14 protein-coding genes are annotated in these 14,464 nt (G+C 72.2%); 11 read left to right on the forward strand and 3 right to left on the reverse strand.

Going from position 1 to position 14,464, the window contains the following annotated elements; translation table 11 throughout:
- Positions 1–18: 18 nt before the first annotated feature.
- Complete coding sequence (locus ACIRQF_RS29850) at positions 19–504, reverse strand: hypothetical protein (protein WP_404096609.1); 486 nt, start codon at positions 502–504, stop codon at positions 19–21.
- A 589-nt stretch (positions 505–1,093) separates the two neighbouring features.
- On the opposite strand from ACIRQF_RS29850, the gene ACIRQF_RS29855 reads away from it, so the two are divergent.
- The 4 genes from ACIRQF_RS29855 (at position 1,094) to ACIRQF_RS29870 (ending at position 5,833) form a co-directional block, all read left to right on the forward strand.
- Entirely contained in the window at positions 1,094–2,317 is a 1,224-nt protein-coding gene (locus tag ACIRQF_RS29855; protein ID WP_404096611.1) for an RCC1-like domain-containing protein, read from the forward strand.
- 16 nt (positions 2,318–2,333) lie between these two features.
- Positions 2,334–3,512, forward strand: a complete 1,179-nt coding sequence (locus ACIRQF_RS29860) for an RCC1 domain-containing protein (RefSeq protein WP_404096614.1) — start codon at positions 2,334–2,336, stop codon at positions 3,510–3,512.
- 50 nt (positions 3,513–3,562) lie between these two features.
- A complete protein-coding gene (locus ACIRQF_RS29865) occupies positions 3,563–4,747 on the forward strand; it encodes an RCC1 domain-containing protein (RefSeq protein ID WP_404096616.1) in 1,185 nt (394 codons plus the stop codon).
- Between the two features lie 87 nt (positions 4,748–4,834).
- The gene (locus ACIRQF_RS29870) at positions 4,835–5,833 is read left to right on the forward strand and encodes a TAXI family TRAP transporter solute-binding subunit (RefSeq protein ID WP_404096619.1); all 999 of its coding nucleotides are present in this window, start codon (positions 4,835–4,837) and stop codon (positions 5,831–5,833) included.
- Here ACIRQF_RS29870 and ACIRQF_RS29875 read toward each other — a convergent pair.
- Both ACIRQF_RS29875 and ACIRQF_RS29880 read right to left on the reverse strand, forming a co-directional pair.
- Entirely contained in the window at positions 5,812–7,260 is a 1,449-nt protein-coding gene (locus ACIRQF_RS29875; protein ID WP_376628530.1) for an ATP-binding protein, read from the reverse strand. The two genes, ACIRQF_RS29870 and ACIRQF_RS29875, sit on opposite strands and share 22 nt — an antisense overlap.
- 19 nt (positions 7,261–7,279) lie before the next feature.
- Positions 7,280–7,981 (reverse strand): response regulator transcription factor, encoded by a 702-nt coding sequence (locus ACIRQF_RS29880; protein WP_376628528.1) that lies wholly within the window; start codon positions 7,979–7,981, stop codon positions 7,280–7,282.
- A gap of 274 nt (positions 7,982–8,255) precedes the next feature.
- On the opposite strand from ACIRQF_RS29880, the gene ACIRQF_RS29885 reads away from it, so the two are divergent.
- The 7 genes from ACIRQF_RS29885 (at position 8,256) to ACIRQF_RS29915 (ending at position 14,462) form a co-directional block, all read left to right on the forward strand.
- Positions 8,256–9,041 carry an amino acid ABC transporter ATP-binding protein gene (locus ACIRQF_RS29885; RefSeq protein WP_376628526.1) on the forward strand — a complete coding sequence of 262 codons (786 nt, stop codon included), beginning with the start codon at positions 8,256–8,258 and terminating at the stop codon, positions 9,039–9,041.
- A 163-nt stretch (positions 9,042–9,204) separates the two neighbouring features.
- The gene (locus tag ACIRQF_RS29890) at positions 9,205–10,125 is read left to right on the forward strand and encodes a glutamate ABC transporter substrate-binding protein (RefSeq protein WP_404096622.1); all 921 of its coding nucleotides are present in this window, start codon (positions 9,205–9,207) and stop codon (positions 10,123–10,125) included.
- Between the two features lie 150 nt (positions 10,126–10,275).
- On the forward strand, positions 10,276–10,923 hold the full coding sequence (locus ACIRQF_RS29895) for an amino acid ABC transporter permease (protein ID WP_376628523.1): 648 nt from the start codon (positions 10,276–10,278) through the stop codon (positions 10,921–10,923).
- On the forward strand, positions 10,920–11,816 hold the full coding sequence (locus ACIRQF_RS29900) for an amino acid ABC transporter permease (RefSeq protein ID WP_376628521.1): 897 nt from the start codon (positions 10,920–10,922) through the stop codon (positions 11,814–11,816). The genes ACIRQF_RS29895 and ACIRQF_RS29900 overlap by 4 nt, the downstream gene beginning before the upstream one ends.
- Positions 11,817–11,991: 175 nt before the next feature.
- Positions 11,992–13,668 carry an FAD-dependent monooxygenase gene (locus tag ACIRQF_RS29905; RefSeq protein WP_404096626.1) on the forward strand — a complete coding sequence of 559 codons (1,677 nt, stop codon included), beginning with the start codon at positions 11,992–11,994 and terminating at the stop codon, positions 13,666–13,668.
- Positions 13,669–13,726: 58 nt separating this feature from the next.
- Complete coding sequence (locus tag ACIRQF_RS29910) at positions 13,727–13,798, forward strand: putative leader peptide (RefSeq protein ID WP_322747027.1); 72 nt, start codon at positions 13,727–13,729, stop codon at positions 13,796–13,798.
- Positions 13,799–13,874: 76 nt separating this feature from the next.
- The gene (locus ACIRQF_RS29915; RefSeq protein ID WP_404096628.1) at positions 13,875–14,462 is read left to right on the forward strand and encodes a cysteine dioxygenase; all 588 of its coding nucleotides are present in this window, start codon (positions 13,875–13,877) and stop codon (positions 14,460–14,462) included.
- The last annotated feature ends 2 nt before the right edge of the window (positions 14,463–14,464 follow it).

The raw sequence follows: 14,464 nt of genomic DNA on the forward strand, positions 1-14,464 counted from the left end.
TGCCGACCGGAGCCCGGGTCAGGAGCCGAGCAGCTTGCAGAGGTCGGAGACGGGGAACTGGGTCTGTCCGGGATCCGTGGATCCCTCGGGCAGCAGGGCGGGGAAGTCCGCGCAGGTGCTGGTGACGGCACTCTGGGCGTTGTCCTTGGGGTCGGGCTGGAAGCCGTTGATCGTGGCCGTCATGCCCGTGAGGCCTTCCTTCTCGCCGTTGCCCTTGGCCAGCTTGTCCATGCAGCTGTCCGAGCCGGGCTTGCACTCCTCCAGCTGCTTGCCGACCTTTTCGATGTCCTTGCCGGCCTTGTCGGCCGACTCCTTGGTCTTCGCCTGCTGGGCGTCGATCTCCTTGGCCTCGGCGGCGTTGGCCTCGTTGTCCTTGCAGACCTGGTCGTCGGGCGCGCATTCGGCGGCGGAGGCGAGCGGCGCCCCTGACAGAAGGAGCGCGGAGGCGAGCACGGCGGCGCCGAGCACCCGCCGGACGGACGCCCGGGAACGGAGGATGGGCATGACAACTCCCTGGGGACATAGGTGAATTGACAGACGCGGGAAGAGCGCAGGGATCGCGGCAGGGACCGCCGACAAGATCGCCAAGACGCATGCCGACGCTAACCGGACGGGTCGCGGCGCCAGGGCAGGACACACGGCGCGGCGCCCGCCCCGCACCCCGCTCACCACATCGGCGGAGCGCATCCGCGGTCCGCCGGACGGCCCGTCGGAGGGCCGTCCCCGGGGGCCGTGCGGGTGCCCCTGCGGGAACCCGTCCGGATGGCTACCGGGCCGTACGGAGACGACCCCGGCACCGTCCCCGCCGGGCCTCTCACCCTGCCGGTCCGCCGCCGATCGGCGGCCCTGCCACGGGGGCGCAGGGGACCCGGCGCACTGCGCACGATCCGGTGAAAACCCCTCCCCGGACCGCTCCCCGAACGGGCGTCCGACATACGGGTGTTTCAACGCTCCCGGCTCGCGCCCATGATCACCGTCGGCGAGGCTGCTGCTGTGTCCGACGGCCCGTCCCGGCCGTCCGACCGGCCCCGGGCGTGCCATGCCCGCGGGCCGTCAGCTCCCCCGTACGTCCCCCACGAAGGAGAGCAGACCCATGTCCCGACCGTCCCGACCGTCGCGCTCACGGCGCGGTCCCTGGCGCGCCCTGCGCGGCCTGACGCTCGTCACCGCGCTCGCCGCCGTCCCGGTGCTGGCCCCCACCGCCACCGCCAACGAGGGCAACCCGACCGTGCTCAGCTGGGGCGCCGGCCGCACCGGCCAGCTCGGCAACGGCACCCTCGCCGACAGCCTCTCGCCCACCTCGGTCACCAGCCTGTTCCGCGGCGACGTCGACCAGATGTCGGCCGGCGGCACCTCGTCGGCGGACTCGTTCACCCTCGCCCGTACCGACAAGACCGTGAAGTCCTGGGGCCACAACTCCTCGGGCCAGCTGGGCAACGGTGGCAACGACAACCAGACCGTGCCGACGACCGTGCCGCGGCTGACCAACATCAAGGACATCGCGGCGGGCGGCAAGCACGCCCTCGCGCTCGACACCGGCGGCCAGGTCTACTCCTGGGGCGACAACTCCTACGGCCAGCTGGGCAACAACCGCACCGGCGACAGCCGCACGGTCCCCGACCGGGTGCAGGGCATGCCGAAGGTCAAGCAGATCTCGGCCGGCTGCGACTTCAGCCTCGCGCTCCTGGAGAACGGCAAGGTGTACGCGTGGGGCCGCGGCATCCACGGGCAGCTCGGCAACGGCAGCCGGGCCACCAGCTCCGTGCCCCGGCAGGTCCAGGGCCTGGAGAACATCGTGTCCATCGACGCGGGCTGCTACCACGCCCTCGCACTGACCGCCGACGACACCGTCAGGTCCTGGGGCTACAACCTCTACGGCCAGCTGGGCAATTCCAGCACCAAGTCGTCCACGGTCCCGGTCGACGTCGACTGGCTGGAGGGCGTCTCGGAGATCGAGGCCGGCGCCTTCCACAACTACGTCAAGACCAGTGACAGCCACGTCTGGGGCTGGGGGAACAACCAGTACGGGCAGCTCCTGGAAGGCGACGAGGCCTTCGGCGACAACGTCTCGCGCACCAACCGCACCGCCCCCGTCGAGATCCCGCGCCTGGAGGGCGTCCAGCACCTGGCGGCGGGCGCGCGCCACGGCGTCGCGGTGACGGCGGACGAGGTCTTCGCCTGGGGCCACAACAGCGAGGGCCAGCTCGGCAACGGCACGACCGTCTCCCGCTTCGAGTCGGTGAAGATCCTCAACGAGGGCTCGAAGGTGAAGGACGTCGCGGTCTCGCTGGGCGGCAACTCGACGTACGCGTACTGAGCGGGGTGCGTACGTCATGACGTACCGCCCCCTCGTACGCGCCGCCGCTGCCGTGGTCACGGTCCTCGCCACCGCCCTCCCCCTCGGCGCGCCGGCGCACGCCGGACCGGGCGACCCCTGGGTGCGGGCCTGGGGCGAGAACAACGCGGGCCAGCTCGGCAACGGCTCCACGATCGACCAGTACACACCCGCCCCGGTGAAGGGCCTCGCCCGTGAGGACGTGCGCGAGCTGACGAGCGGCGGCTGGACGGCCGACCAGGTGTTCGCCCTCGCGCTGCTGAACGACGGCACCGTCCAGTCCTGGGGCGGCAACGTCAACGGCCAGCTCGGCGACGGCACCACAGTGAACCGGGGCTTCCCGGGTGCGGTCGCCGGCCTGTCCGGGGTGACCGACATCGCCGCGGGCCTCGACTTCGCCCTGGCCCTGCGGGGCGGACGGGTGCTGTCCTGGGGCAGGGACGCCAACGGCCAGCTCGGCGACGGAGCCCCCGACGCCGCCGCTCCGGTCACCCGCCCGGTTCCCGTGCAGAGCCTGAACAAGGTCAAGGAGATCGCGGCCGGCTGCCAGTTCGGCGTCGCCCTGCGCGACGACGGAACGGTGTGGACCTGGGGCCGCAACCACGAGGGCCAGCTCGGCGACGGCTCCACGACCGACCGGAGCACCCCGCGGCGGGTGCCCGGCCTGGCGGACGTCGTCGCCGTCTCGGCCGGCTGCCGGCACGTCCTCGCCCTGACGGCGGACCACACGGTCAAGGCCTGGGGCCGCAACGGCAACGGGGAGCTCGGCAACGACAGCACCCAGGCGAGCCCTCTCCCGGTCGACGTCGCGCACCTCGACGGCGTCACGAGGATCTTCGCCGCGCCGTACCACAACCACGCGCTCCTGGACGACGGCAGCGTCCGCGCCTGGGGCTGGAACAAGAGCGGCCAGCTCGGCGACGGGACCGCGGTCAGCCGGACCACTCCGGTCCCCGTGACCGGACTGAGCGGGGTCACCTCGCTCGTCGGCGGCTACGGCTTCACCGTCGCCCTCCTCGACGACCAGTCGGTCGTCGCCTGGGGCGAGAACGATCTGGGCCAGCTCGGCGACGGCACCGCCGCCGCCTCCCTTTCCCCGGTCCTCACCCTGCCCCCGGGCAGCGGCACCACGCGGCTCGCCACCGCCATCGCCTGGAAGTCCGGCTTCGCCTACTGACCCGTCCCGGTCGGTCCCCCACTTCCCACCTCACATCGAAAGGCACGCAGATGACCCCACCCCTGCGCCTCACCCTGCTCGCCGCCCTGTCCCTGGCGGCCCTGAGCACCACCGCCCTGCCCGCGACCGCCGCCGGCACCGACCCCTGGGCCCGCGCCTGGGGCGAGAACGGACAGGGCCAGCTCGGCAACGGCTCCGTGCTCGGCCAGCAGACCCCGTCCGCCGTCACCGGCATCGCCCGTGACGACGTGCGCCGGCTGTCCGGCGGCGGGGGCGGCGCCGCTGCCGCCGCCAACGCCTTCGCCGTGGCCCTCCTCAAGGACGGCACCGTGAAGTCCTGGGGCGCCAACACCACCGGCCAGCTCGGCAACGGCACCACCACCGCCCAGAACTTCCCCGGCACCGTGGCCGGGCTCTCCGGGGTCAGCGCGATCTCGGCGGGCCTCAACCACGTCCTCGCCGTCAAGGGCGGCCGCATCCTGGCCTGGGGCAGCAACGCCTCCAAGCAGCTGGGCACCGGCCAGGACACCACCAACCCGTACAAGAACCCGATCCCCGTACAGAGCCTGGACAAGGTGAAGGACGTCGGCGCGGGCTGCGACTTCAGCGTCGCGCTGCGGCAGGACGGCACCGTCTGGACCTGGGGCAAGGGCGACAACGGACGGCTCGGCACCGGCAACAACACCACCCGCGAGACCCCGCAGAAGGTGCCGGACCTCGCCGACGTGGAGTCGATCGCGGTGGGCTGCGAGTACGTGCTGGCGCTGACGGCCGACGGCACGGTCAAGGCCTGGGGCAAGGGCGGCGACGGCCAGCTCGGCAACGACGCCACCGCCGACAGCAACAAGCCGGTCGACGTCGCCTACCTCGACGCCGTGGCCAAGATCTTCGCCACCAACGCGACCGGCTTCGCCGTCCTCGACGACGGCAGCGTGGCCGCCTGGGGCAGGAACACCGAGCGGCAGCTCGGGGACGGCACGGCCGCCAACCGCACGACCCCGGTCGTCCTCGACCACCTGAAGGGCGTCCAGGACATCGCGGGCGGTCTCGACTTCACCCTGGCCGCGCTCGACGACGGCTCGGTGATCGCCTGGGGCGCCAACGCGGCCGCCCAGCTCGGCGACGGCACCACGACCGGAACGACCGGTACGGCGACGACGACCGCGCTCCCGCCGGGCAGCGCGGTCACCCATGTCTCCGCCACCACCACCGGGAAGTCCGGCTTCGCCTACTGACGAGTAGCCCGACGCCGGAGCACCGTCCTGGCCGGGGCGTGACGTCCGCCCTGGCCAGGAGCGGGACCGAGCTGGCAGGATCGCGCCATGCCTGCCGCCCTGTCCCGCACCGCCCGCCGCCGCCTCTTCCAGGTCTCGGCGGCCCTGCTGGTGCTGGTCGGTGCGCTGACCTGGTGGCTGGTTCCTTTCGGTACGAAGACGCCGAGCGGGCACATCGCCTTCAGCACCGGCGTGCCGACGGGCGTCTACCAGAAATACGGCGAGCTGCTCCAGCAGGCCCTCGCCAAAGACCTTCCGGACGTCTCGATAACGCTGAAGAACAGCGAGGGGTCCCAGCAGAACCTCGCCCGGCTCGCCTCCGGCGAGGCCGACTTCACGGTGGCGACGGCGGACGCCGTGGCCCAGTACCAGCGGGACCGCAAGCCCGGCTTCGACCGCCTGCGCGGCTGCGCCCGGCTCTACGACGACTACATCCAGCTGGTGGTCCCCAAGGGCTCGAATGTGCAGTCGGTGGCCGATCTGCGCGGTCTGCGGGTCGGCGTCGGACAGTCGGGGTCGGGCGTGCGCCTGATCGCCGACCGGGTCGTCGCGGCGGCCGGGCTCACCCCGGACGTCGACATCGTCCCGGTGCCGGCCGGCATCGACACGATGCCGGGGCTCCTGGAGCGGCGGAAGCTGGACGCCTTCTTCTGGTCGGGCGGCCTGCCCACCGAGGCCGTCCAGAAGCTGTCCGAGCGACTGCCCGTCCGGCTGGTGCCGCTGGACGACGCCCTGGTGGAGAGCCTGCACGACGTGGGCGAGTCCACCCGCTACTACCGCTCGGCGACCATCCCGGCGGACGCGTACAGCCTCGCCCAGGACGGCAATCCCGTGGACACCCTGGCGGTGGCGAACATCCTGGTCACCACGGACCGGGCCGATCCCGACCTGGTCGAGGGCTTCACGCGCACGGTCATCGGCAGCCGCGACCGCATCGGCAACCAGGTCCACCCGGCGCAGCTGGTGGACCTGCGGACCGCGGTCTACACGGACCCGCTCCCGCTGCACGAGGGCGCCCGGCGCTACTACCGCTCCGTGAAGCCCTGACCCGGGCCGCCCGGGTCCCCGTCGCCGCCCGCCCACGGGTCGTCGCGCGGCACGCGGACGGTCACCTTCAGGCCGTGCGGCTGGTGGTGGGCGTACGCGATGGTGCCGCCGCCCGCCGTGAGCAGCACGCGGGAGATGGAGAGGCCGAGGCCCGAGCCGTTGACGTTCTGGTGCCGGCCGGAGCGCCAGAAGCGGTCGCCGATCCGCTCCAGCTCCTCGTCGGTGAGCCCGGGGCCGTGGTCGGCGACCTCGATCTCGACGGTCGCGCCACCGGGTGAGAGCCGGACCGCGACGCCGACCTCCTCCCCCGCGGGGGTGAACTTCAGGGCGTTGTCGATCACGGCGTCCAGCGCGCTGGAGAGCGCCACCGGGTCCGCCCAGGCGGTGAGGGCGGCGGTCTCGGCGACGATCCCGACGCCCTTGTCGTCGGCGACCGGGCGCCAGGAGGCGACCCGCTCGGCGGTGAGCGCGCCGATGTCGGTGAGCCGGAGCTCGGCGGCGGTGTGCTCGGCGAGCGCCAGGTCGAGCAGGTCGTCGAGGACCCGGGCGAGCCGCTTGCCCTCGGTGCGGACGGAGGCGATCTCCTCGTTGCCCTCGGGCAGCTCCAGGGCGAGCAGCTCGATGCGCAGCAGGAGCGCCGCCAGCGGATTGCGCAGCTGGTGGGAGGCGTCGGCGACGAAGGCCCGCTGCTGTTCGAGGACGTCCTCGACGTGGTCGGCCATCTCGTTGAAGGAGCGGGCCAGGTTGCGCAGTTCCGGCGGTCCGCCGGCGGCCGCGACGCGGGACTTCATCCGGCCGGTGGCGATGTCGTGGGTGACGGCGTCGAGGACCCGGACGGGGCGCAGGACCCAGCCGGTGAGCCGGAAGGCGGCGCCGACGGCGAGAAGCATGGCGGCGGCCTCGCCGGCGAAGATCAGCAGCCAGTCGCGCAGGATGCGCGAGCGCAGCTGTCCGGTGGGCGAGTCGGTGACCACGACGGCGACGACGTCGCCGTCCCGGACGACCGGGGAGGCGATGGTGAGCCGGGCGTTCCCCTGCCAGGGCCAGACCTGCGGCGGGTCGTGGCTGCGGCGGCCGAGCAGGGCCTCGTTGAACGCGCGCCGGCCCTCCCCCTCGTACGGGACGACCCAGTCCTCGGGGGCGGCGGCCATGGAACGGTTGTCGCGGTAGAAGATGCCCGCGCGGATGCCGTAGACGTCGTGATAGCTGGCGAGCTCGCCGCTGAGGGTGGAGCGGCGTTCGTCGGGGCCGATGTTCCGCTCGCTGACGAACTGGGCGAGCGCGGCGAACCGGGCCGCGTCGTCGAGCCGGTCGACGACCACCCGCTGCTGCTCGGAGGCGGCGGTGCTGGCGGCCAGCGGAAAGCCGAGGGCCAGCAGGACGCCGGCCATCAGGACGATGAGGAGCGGAAGGAGTCGGGTGCGCACGAGCGGGCCGGCCCCTTGGTTACGCGGTGGGCGCGACCAGGCGGTAGCCGACGCCCCGCACGGTCTCGATCAGGGTGGGCATGCGCAACTTCGAGCGCAGGGAGGCCACATGGACCTCGAGCGTACGACCGGTGCCCTCCCAGTTGGTGCGCCAGACCTCGCTGATGATCTGCTCGCGGCGGAACACCACACCGGGTCGCTGGGCGAGCAGCGCGAGCAGGTCGAACTCCTTGCGGGTGAGGGGGACGGCGTCGCCGTCGACGCTGACCCGGCGGGTGGGCAGCTCGATGGTGACCGAGCCGAGCTGCAGCGTGCTGTCCTCGGCGGCTCCGGCCTGCTCCTCGGCACCGCTGCGCCGGCTGACGGCGTGGATGCGGGCGAGCAGCTCACCGGTGTCGTAGGGCTTGACGACGTAGTCGTCGGCGCCGAGATTGAGGCCGTGGATCCGGGAACGCACGTCGGCGCGCGCGGTCACCATGATCACGGGGGTGGTGGTGAGCTTCCGGATGCGTCCGCAGACCTGGTAGCCGTCCTGGTCGGGCAGCCCGAGGTCGAGCAGGATCACCCCGTACGAGGGGCGCTCGCCGTGCGCGGCGGGAAGCACGGCCTGGAGCGCCTCCTCGCCGTTGCGGGCGTGGGTGACGGCGAAGCCGTGCCGGGCGAGGACCGCGGAGAGCGCGGCGGCGACGTGGTCGTCGTCCTCGACGAGCAGCAGTCTCATGGCCCTCCTCCGTGATCTCTCCGTGCGGCGCGAGGCGCGTGATGACGTTCTGTGTACCAGGGCATGAACGCCGATGGTCACGGTCACAGTCAAGTCCGCCCCGGTGAAGCCCGCGCTTCTGTTATCCACCCGGTACGGCACCGGCCATCCCGTTCACGCAGTGTGTCCGGTTGCGACCGGATCGTTATCCTCAAACTTCGCTCAGATGTGATGACGCTCCGCACACCCGGTCTCTAGTGTCCTCCCCAACCGAGCAGGACGGAGTGAGAAGCCGATGAGCGGAGTGTCAGTGACCAAGGGTTCGCAGGACGCGGTGCCGGCCACGGACGACCTGGTCGTGCTGTCCGACGTGAACAAGCACTTCGGCGCGCTGCACGTGCTCCAGGACATCGACCTGACGATCCGTCGGGGCGAGGTCGTGGTGGTCATCGGCCCGTCCGGGTCCGGCAAGTCCACGCTGTGCCGCACCATCAACCGCCTGGAGACCGTCGACTCCGGCAGCATCACGATCGACGGGAAGCCGCTGCCCCAGGAGGGCCGGGAGCTGGCCCGCCTGCGGTCGGACGTCGGCATGGTCTTCCAGTCCTTCAACCTCTTCGCGCACAAGACGGTGCTGGAGAACGTGATGCTGGGCCAGGTCAAGGTCCGCAGGACGGAGAAGAAGGCGGCGGAGACCAAGGCCCGCGCACTGCTCGACCGGGTCGGCGTCGGCACCCAGGCCGACAAGTACCCGGCGCAGCTCTCCGGCGGCCAGCAGCAGCGCGTGGCCATCGCCCGCGCGCTGGCCATGGACCCGAAGGTCATCCTCTTCGACGAGCCGACCTCGGCGCTCGACCCGGAGATGATCAACGAGGTCCTGGAGGTCATGCAGCAGCTGGCCCGGGACGGCATGACGATGGTCGTGGTCACCCACGAGATGGGCTTCGCCCGCTCGGCCGCCAACCGCGTGGTCTTCATGGCCGACGGCCGCATCGTCGAACAGGCCGCCCCCGACGAGTTCTTCAGCAACCCCCGCAGCGACCGCGCCAAGGACTTCCTCTCGAAGATCCTGCACCACTGAGTCCGCACCAAGGGGATCCCGCGCACGCGGACCCCCCGCACCACGGGGTCGCGCGCCGGCGCGGACCCGGCACCGACGCCACGCGCCCGGAACTCCTTAGTCACTGCACGCGACGTGCTGCACACTGACGATCAACTACCCTCGACCCTTAGGGATGTTCACGATGAAGCTCCGCAAGACCGCGGCCGTGGCCGTTGCCGTCCTCGCACTCACCGCGACCGCCTGTGGCGGCAAGGAGGGCTCGGCCGGTGACAAGCCCGCCACCAAGCCCGGCGACTCCGGCGCCCCGCAGCTCCCCACGTACAAGGTCGCGACCGGTGTCGACCTGGCCGCGTCGCCGACCTTCAAGAAGGCCAAGGAGCGCGGCAAGCTCATCATCGGCTCCAAGGCCGACCAGCCCTACCTCGGCTTCGAGGACCAGGCCACGAAGAAGCGCTCCGGCTTCGACATCGAGATCGCCAAGATGATCGCCGCCGACCTGGGCTTCTCCGAGGACCAGATCGAGTGGAAGACGGTCGACTCCAAGCTCCGCGAGACCGCCATCTCCACGGGCCAGGTCGACTACTACGTCGGCACCTACACGATCAACGACAAGCGCAAGGCGCAGGTCGGCTTCGCGGGCCCGTACTACCAGGCCGGCGCCGACCTCCTGGTGCGCAAGGACGAGACCGGGATCACCGGCCCGGAGGGCCTGAAGGGCAAGAAGGTCTGCTCGATCACGGGCTCGACCCCCCTCCAGGAGATCAAGAAGCCGCAGTACGGCGCGGAGACCGTCGAGCTCGGCAAGTACTCCGACTGCGTCCAGCAGCTGCTCACGAAGCAGGTCGACGCCGTCACCACCGACGACTCGATCCTCAAGGGCTACGCGGCCGCCAACGCCGGCAAGCTCAAGGTCATCGGCAAGCCGTTCACCAAGGAGCCGTACGGCATCGGCATGAACAAGGAGGACAAGGCCCTCCGCGACAAGGTGAACGACGTCCTCAAGGCGCACGAGGACGACGGCACCTACAAGAAGATCTACGAGGCCACCCTCGGCCTCTCGGGCTCGGCCTACACCGAGCCGCCGGCGATCGTCCGCTACTGACGGCCGCCCCCCACGCGCGGACGCCCCGCAGCCCCGTAGCCACGTACACGTCCTCCCCGGACGCCGGCTCCGGTGCCGCGGGGCGTCCGCCCCTCAGCCCGTACACCTGCTGCCCGCAAGCCCGCCGCTGACTGCCGACGCGGAGTCCTCATGAACGTACTGCTCGACCATTTCGCGGAGTTCCGCAACGGATTCATAGGAACCGTGGAGATCACCGCCGTCAGTTCGGCCATCGCGCTGGTCCTCGGCATCGTCGTCGCCGGCTTCCGGGTCTCCCCCGTCCCCCCGCTGCGCTTCTTCGGCACCGCGTGGGTGACGCTGCTGCGCAACACCCCGCTGACGCTGCTCTTCCTGGTCTTCTTCTTCGTGGTCCCGGAGATCCTCTTCCCGGGCATGAGCCCGTTCCTGCTGGCCTCCCTCGCCCTCGGCTTCTACACCTCCTCGTTCGTCTGCGAGGCGGTCCGCTCGGGCATCGGCACGGTGCCGCTGGGCCAGGCCGAGGCCGCCCGCTCGCTCGGCCTGACCTTCTCGCAGACGCTGCGCCTGATCGTGCTGCCGCAGGCCACCCGGACCGTGCTGCCGCCGCTCAGCTCGATCTTCATCGCCCTGACCAAGAACTCGGCCATCGCCGGCGCCTTCAGCGTCACCGAACTCTTCGGCTGGCAGACGCTGATGAGCGAGGAGGGCTACGCGATCGGCCCGGTCTTCGCCTGGGTCGCCGTGGCCTACCTCGTCATCACCTTCGCCATCAGCGGACTCTTCCGTCTCCTTGAGCGCAACATGGAGGTCGCCCGATGAGCGCCAGCGTTCTCTTCGACGCCCCCGGCCCCAAGGCCCGCATCCGCAACCGGATCTACGCCGTCGTCGGCAGCCTCGTCCTGCTCGCCCTGCTCGTGATCAGCGTCATGCGGCTGAGCGACAAGGGGCACCTCGCCCCCGAGATGTGGGACATCTTCAACTACGCGGGCATCCGGCAGAACATCGCCGACGCGCTGCTCGCCACCCTGAAGGCCTTCGGTCTCGCCGCGGTCGGCTCCCTCGTGCTCGGCGTGCTGCTCGCCGTCGCGCGGCTCTCCGACCACAAGGCCGTCAGCTGGGTGGCCACGGGCTTCATCGAGGTCTTCCGGTCCCTGCCGCTGCTCATCACGATCTACGCGGTGTGGGTCGCCTTCCTGACGGACTACTCGCTGTGGGCCCTGGCCGTCGGCCTGTCCGTCTACAACGGCTGCGTCCAGGCCGAGGTGCTGCGCGCCGGCGTCAACTCGGTGCCGCGCGGACAGCGTGAGGCCGCCTACGCGCTCGGCATGACCAAGACCCAGGTGATGACCAGCGTCCTGCTGCCGCAGGCGATCCGGGCCATGCTCCCGACGATCATCAGCCAGCTCGTGGTCACCCTGAAGGACACCTCGCTCGGCTTCGTCATCCTCTACCCCGAGCTGCTCTACTCGGCCCGCCTGATCGCCTCCAACACGCTGGTCAACGGCCAGTACCCGTACGTGTCCGTGATCGTGGTCTTCGGCGCCGTCTACATCGCGCTGTGTCTGGCGCTCTCCGCGCTGGCCACCTGGATCGAGAAGCGCGGACGGCGGGCGAAGACCGGCATCAAGGTCTCCGACGCGGAGGCGCAGGCCGTCGTGGCGACCGCGGACGCCGGCACGCGTGGCGGCACCGGCGGCCCCGGTACGGCATAGAACTGACGGTATGTGACATCATCCGGGGGCAGTGGCGACGCCGCTGCCCCCGTCACTTGACGCACGCAGCCCCAGTGGGTTGCATACGTTCTGTGATCAAGCTCCGGGCCCGTGCCACACTCTGCTGTGCTTCCCGCATGACCGTACGGCCTCGCACGCCTTCAGGAGCCGCGCCGTGGACCCGGTGATCATCGTGGGCGCGGGGCCGGTCGGCCTCGCGCTCTCCCTCGCCCTGGCCGCCCAGGACGTGCCCTGCGTCGTCCTCGACGAGACGGCGGGCAAGGAGGAGCCCCGACCCGCCCGCACCGTGGTGCTGCGCGCCGACATGGCCGCCCTGGTGGAGCGGCTCGGCTGCGCCACGCTCCGTGACGAGGGGGTCCGCTGGGTCGGCTGGCGCTCGATGCGCCGCCGGCAGCAGATGCGGCACGTCCCGCTCGACCTGGGCCTGGCCGGCGCGGAGGGCGGTGCCGACATGCCGGCCGCCCCGCTGCACATCCCTCAGCACGCGCTGGCCCGCGGCCTGCGCGACGCCGCCGTGCGCGAGGAGCTCGTCACGCTCGTCACCGACGCGCGGGTCGACACCGTCGAGCAGGACGCGCACGGGGTCGGCGCGCACACCCGGGGCCCCGACGGCACCTGGTGGCGCGGCAGCCATCTGGTCGGCTGCGACGGCGCCCGCTCGACCGTGCGCAAGCTGCTCGGCGTCCGCTTCCCCGGGCGCACGGCGGTCGAGCGCTACGCGGTCGCCGCGCTGCGCACCGAACTCCCGTGGGCGGGCGAGGCCCTGTTGCATCGTCAGCCGCCCTGGCGGGGCGTCGGCGACGAGATCGCGGCCCGGCCGCTGCCCGACGGGGTGTGGCGGATCGACTGGCTGCTGCCGCCGCGCGGCGAGCTCGTCACCCCCGACGCGCTGGTGACCCGCATCCGCGACACGCTCGCCGGCTGGTGCGAGGGCACGACCCCGCCGTACGACCTGATCGACACCGGCGTCCACACCGTGCACCACCGGCTCGCCCGCCGCTGGCGGGTGGACCGGATCTTCCTCGCCGGGGACGCGGCGCACCTGCTGGGCGCGGTCGGCACCCAGGGGCTCGACGAGGGGCTGCGGGACGTCGAGAACCTGGCCTGGAAGCTGGCCCACGCCTGGCACCACCGGGACGCCTCGCCCACCCTGCTCGACAGCTACCAGAGCGAGCGCCGGGCCGCCGTCGCGGGCCTGCTGCGCGCCGCCGACCAGGCGCTGCCGCTGCTGCGGGGCGGCGGCGGGCTCCGTACGTACCTGTCCGGCGGCGGGCGGGGACACGACGCCCTGCTCGCCGACGGGCACCTGGGGCGCGGCCCGCTCGGGGCGCTGCCCGCGTACCCGCACTCCCCTCTGGCGCCGGAGCCCTCCGAGGGCCGGATCCCGGTGGGCACGCCTGACGGGGCTCCGGTCGAGGACGTCCGGGTGACGGCCCCCGACGGCACGACCGTGCGGCTGCGGGACCGGCTCGGCCAGGGCCGGCAGCTGGTGCTCCTGGTCGCTCCCGGCACCGGGGTGTGGGACCGGCGCCACTGGGTGAGCGCCGGTGTGATGCCGCGGCTCGCCGAGGCCGTGGACGCGCTGCCCGCGCCGGCCGAGCTCCTGGTGACGGAGGCGTACCCCGGGGCCCCGGCGCACGCCGTGCTCCTGGTGCGCCCGGACGGGCATCTGGCCGCCGCGTTCGCCGGGGTGCGGCCGGAGGAACTGCACGCCGCGGCGGACGCGGTGCGCGGCGGCGACCCGGCGGCCGGGGAACCGGCCGAGGACGAGGACGGGGACGGGGAAGCGACCGCGGACGTACCCGTGGACGCGTCCGTGGACGCCTCCTGACGGACGATTGACCGCCGCGGGCGTCCATGGTGTACTCCGGAGCGTGACCGACACCTATGTGCGCCTGTGGCGGAGGGTCCATATGGACCTGATCCGCTACGCGGGCTGCGTGTGTCGCCCGTCCTGCTGAATTCGCCTCCCCCTTCACGGCTTTCGCGCGCCCCTCCGGGTCCCGCGCGCTTTCGCGAACCTCAGGACGGTCCTACGTGCCTCAGACACAGCACACCGCCACGCCCGCTTCCGGGCCCTCGCCCTCCCCCGCCCCCGCCCCCGCAGCTTCCCCCTCGTCCGCCTCCTCCTCGGCTCCCACGGAGGCCGACCTGCTGGACTTCGTGCGGCGTAAGGCCGCCGACACCGCGCTGATCGACTCGCTCCCCCTCGATCCCGAGGGGCGTACGTGGGTACGGCTCGACGGGCCGGGCGGCAGCGAGGCCTGGCTCATCGGCTGGCCCCCGGGCACCGGGACCGGCTGGCACGACCACGCCGAGTCGTTCGGCGCCTTCGCCACCGCGCGCGGCTCCCTGCGGGAACACTCCCTCGCGGTACGGCTCCCGGCAGGCGGCTGGAAGAACCTGGAGCTCGCCGACGGCGTCGACCGCGGCCGGGAACTCCCGGCCGGCCGGGGCCGCGCCTTCGGCCGCCACCATGTGCACGAGGTGCTGAACGAGTCGCACGCCGAGCACGCGGTCTCGGTGCACGCGTACTACCCGCCGCTCCCCCTGATCCGGCGCTTCAGCCGGACGGGCGCGGTGCTCCGTCTCGAGCAGGTCGAACGCCCGGAGGACTGGCAGTGAGC

Origin of the sequence: Streptomyces sp. NPDC101191 (assembly GCF_044767915.1) — a bacterium.
Taxonomy (GTDB): domain Bacteria; phylum Actinomycetota; class Actinomycetes; order Streptomycetales; family Streptomycetaceae; genus Streptomyces.

What these genes read in the sequence shown, in the direction of transcription:
- ACIRQF_RS29850 (WP_404096609.1), bottom strand. Translation starts at nt 504, where the DNA reads ATGCCCATCCTCCGTTCCCGGGCGTCCGTCCGGCGGGTGCTCGGCGCC.
- ACIRQF_RS29855 (WP_404096611.1), top strand. Translation starts at nt 1,094, where the DNA reads ATGTCCCGACCGTCCCGACCGTCGCGCTCACGGCGCGGTCCCTGGCGC.
- ACIRQF_RS29860 (WP_404096614.1), top strand. Translation starts at nt 2,334, where the DNA reads ATGACGTACCGCCCCCTCGTACGCGCCGCCGCTGCCGTGGTCACGGTC.
- ACIRQF_RS29865 (WP_404096616.1), top strand. Translation starts at nt 3,563, where the DNA reads ATGACCCCACCCCTGCGCCTCACCCTGCTCGCCGCCCTGTCCCTGGCG.
- ACIRQF_RS29870 (WP_404096619.1), top strand. Translation starts at nt 4,835, where the DNA reads ATGCCTGCCGCCCTGTCCCGCACCGCCCGCCGCCGCCTCTTCCAGGTC.
- ACIRQF_RS29880 (WP_376628528.1), bottom strand. Translation starts at nt 7,981, where the DNA reads ATGAGACTGCTGCTCGTCGAGGACGACGACCACGTCGCCGCCGCGCTC.
- ACIRQF_RS29885 (WP_376628526.1), top strand. Translation starts at nt 8,256, where the DNA reads ATGAGCGGAGTGTCAGTGACCAAGGGTTCGCAGGACGCGGTGCCGGCC.
- ACIRQF_RS29890 (WP_404096622.1), top strand. Translation starts at nt 9,205, where the DNA reads ATGAAGCTCCGCAAGACCGCGGCCGTGGCCGTTGCCGTCCTCGCACTC.
- ACIRQF_RS29895 (WP_376628523.1), top strand. Translation starts at nt 10,276, where the DNA reads ATGAACGTACTGCTCGACCATTTCGCGGAGTTCCGCAACGGATTCATA.
- ACIRQF_RS29900 (WP_376628521.1), top strand. Translation starts at nt 10,920, where the DNA reads ATGAGCGCCAGCGTTCTCTTCGACGCCCCCGGCCCCAAGGCCCGCATC.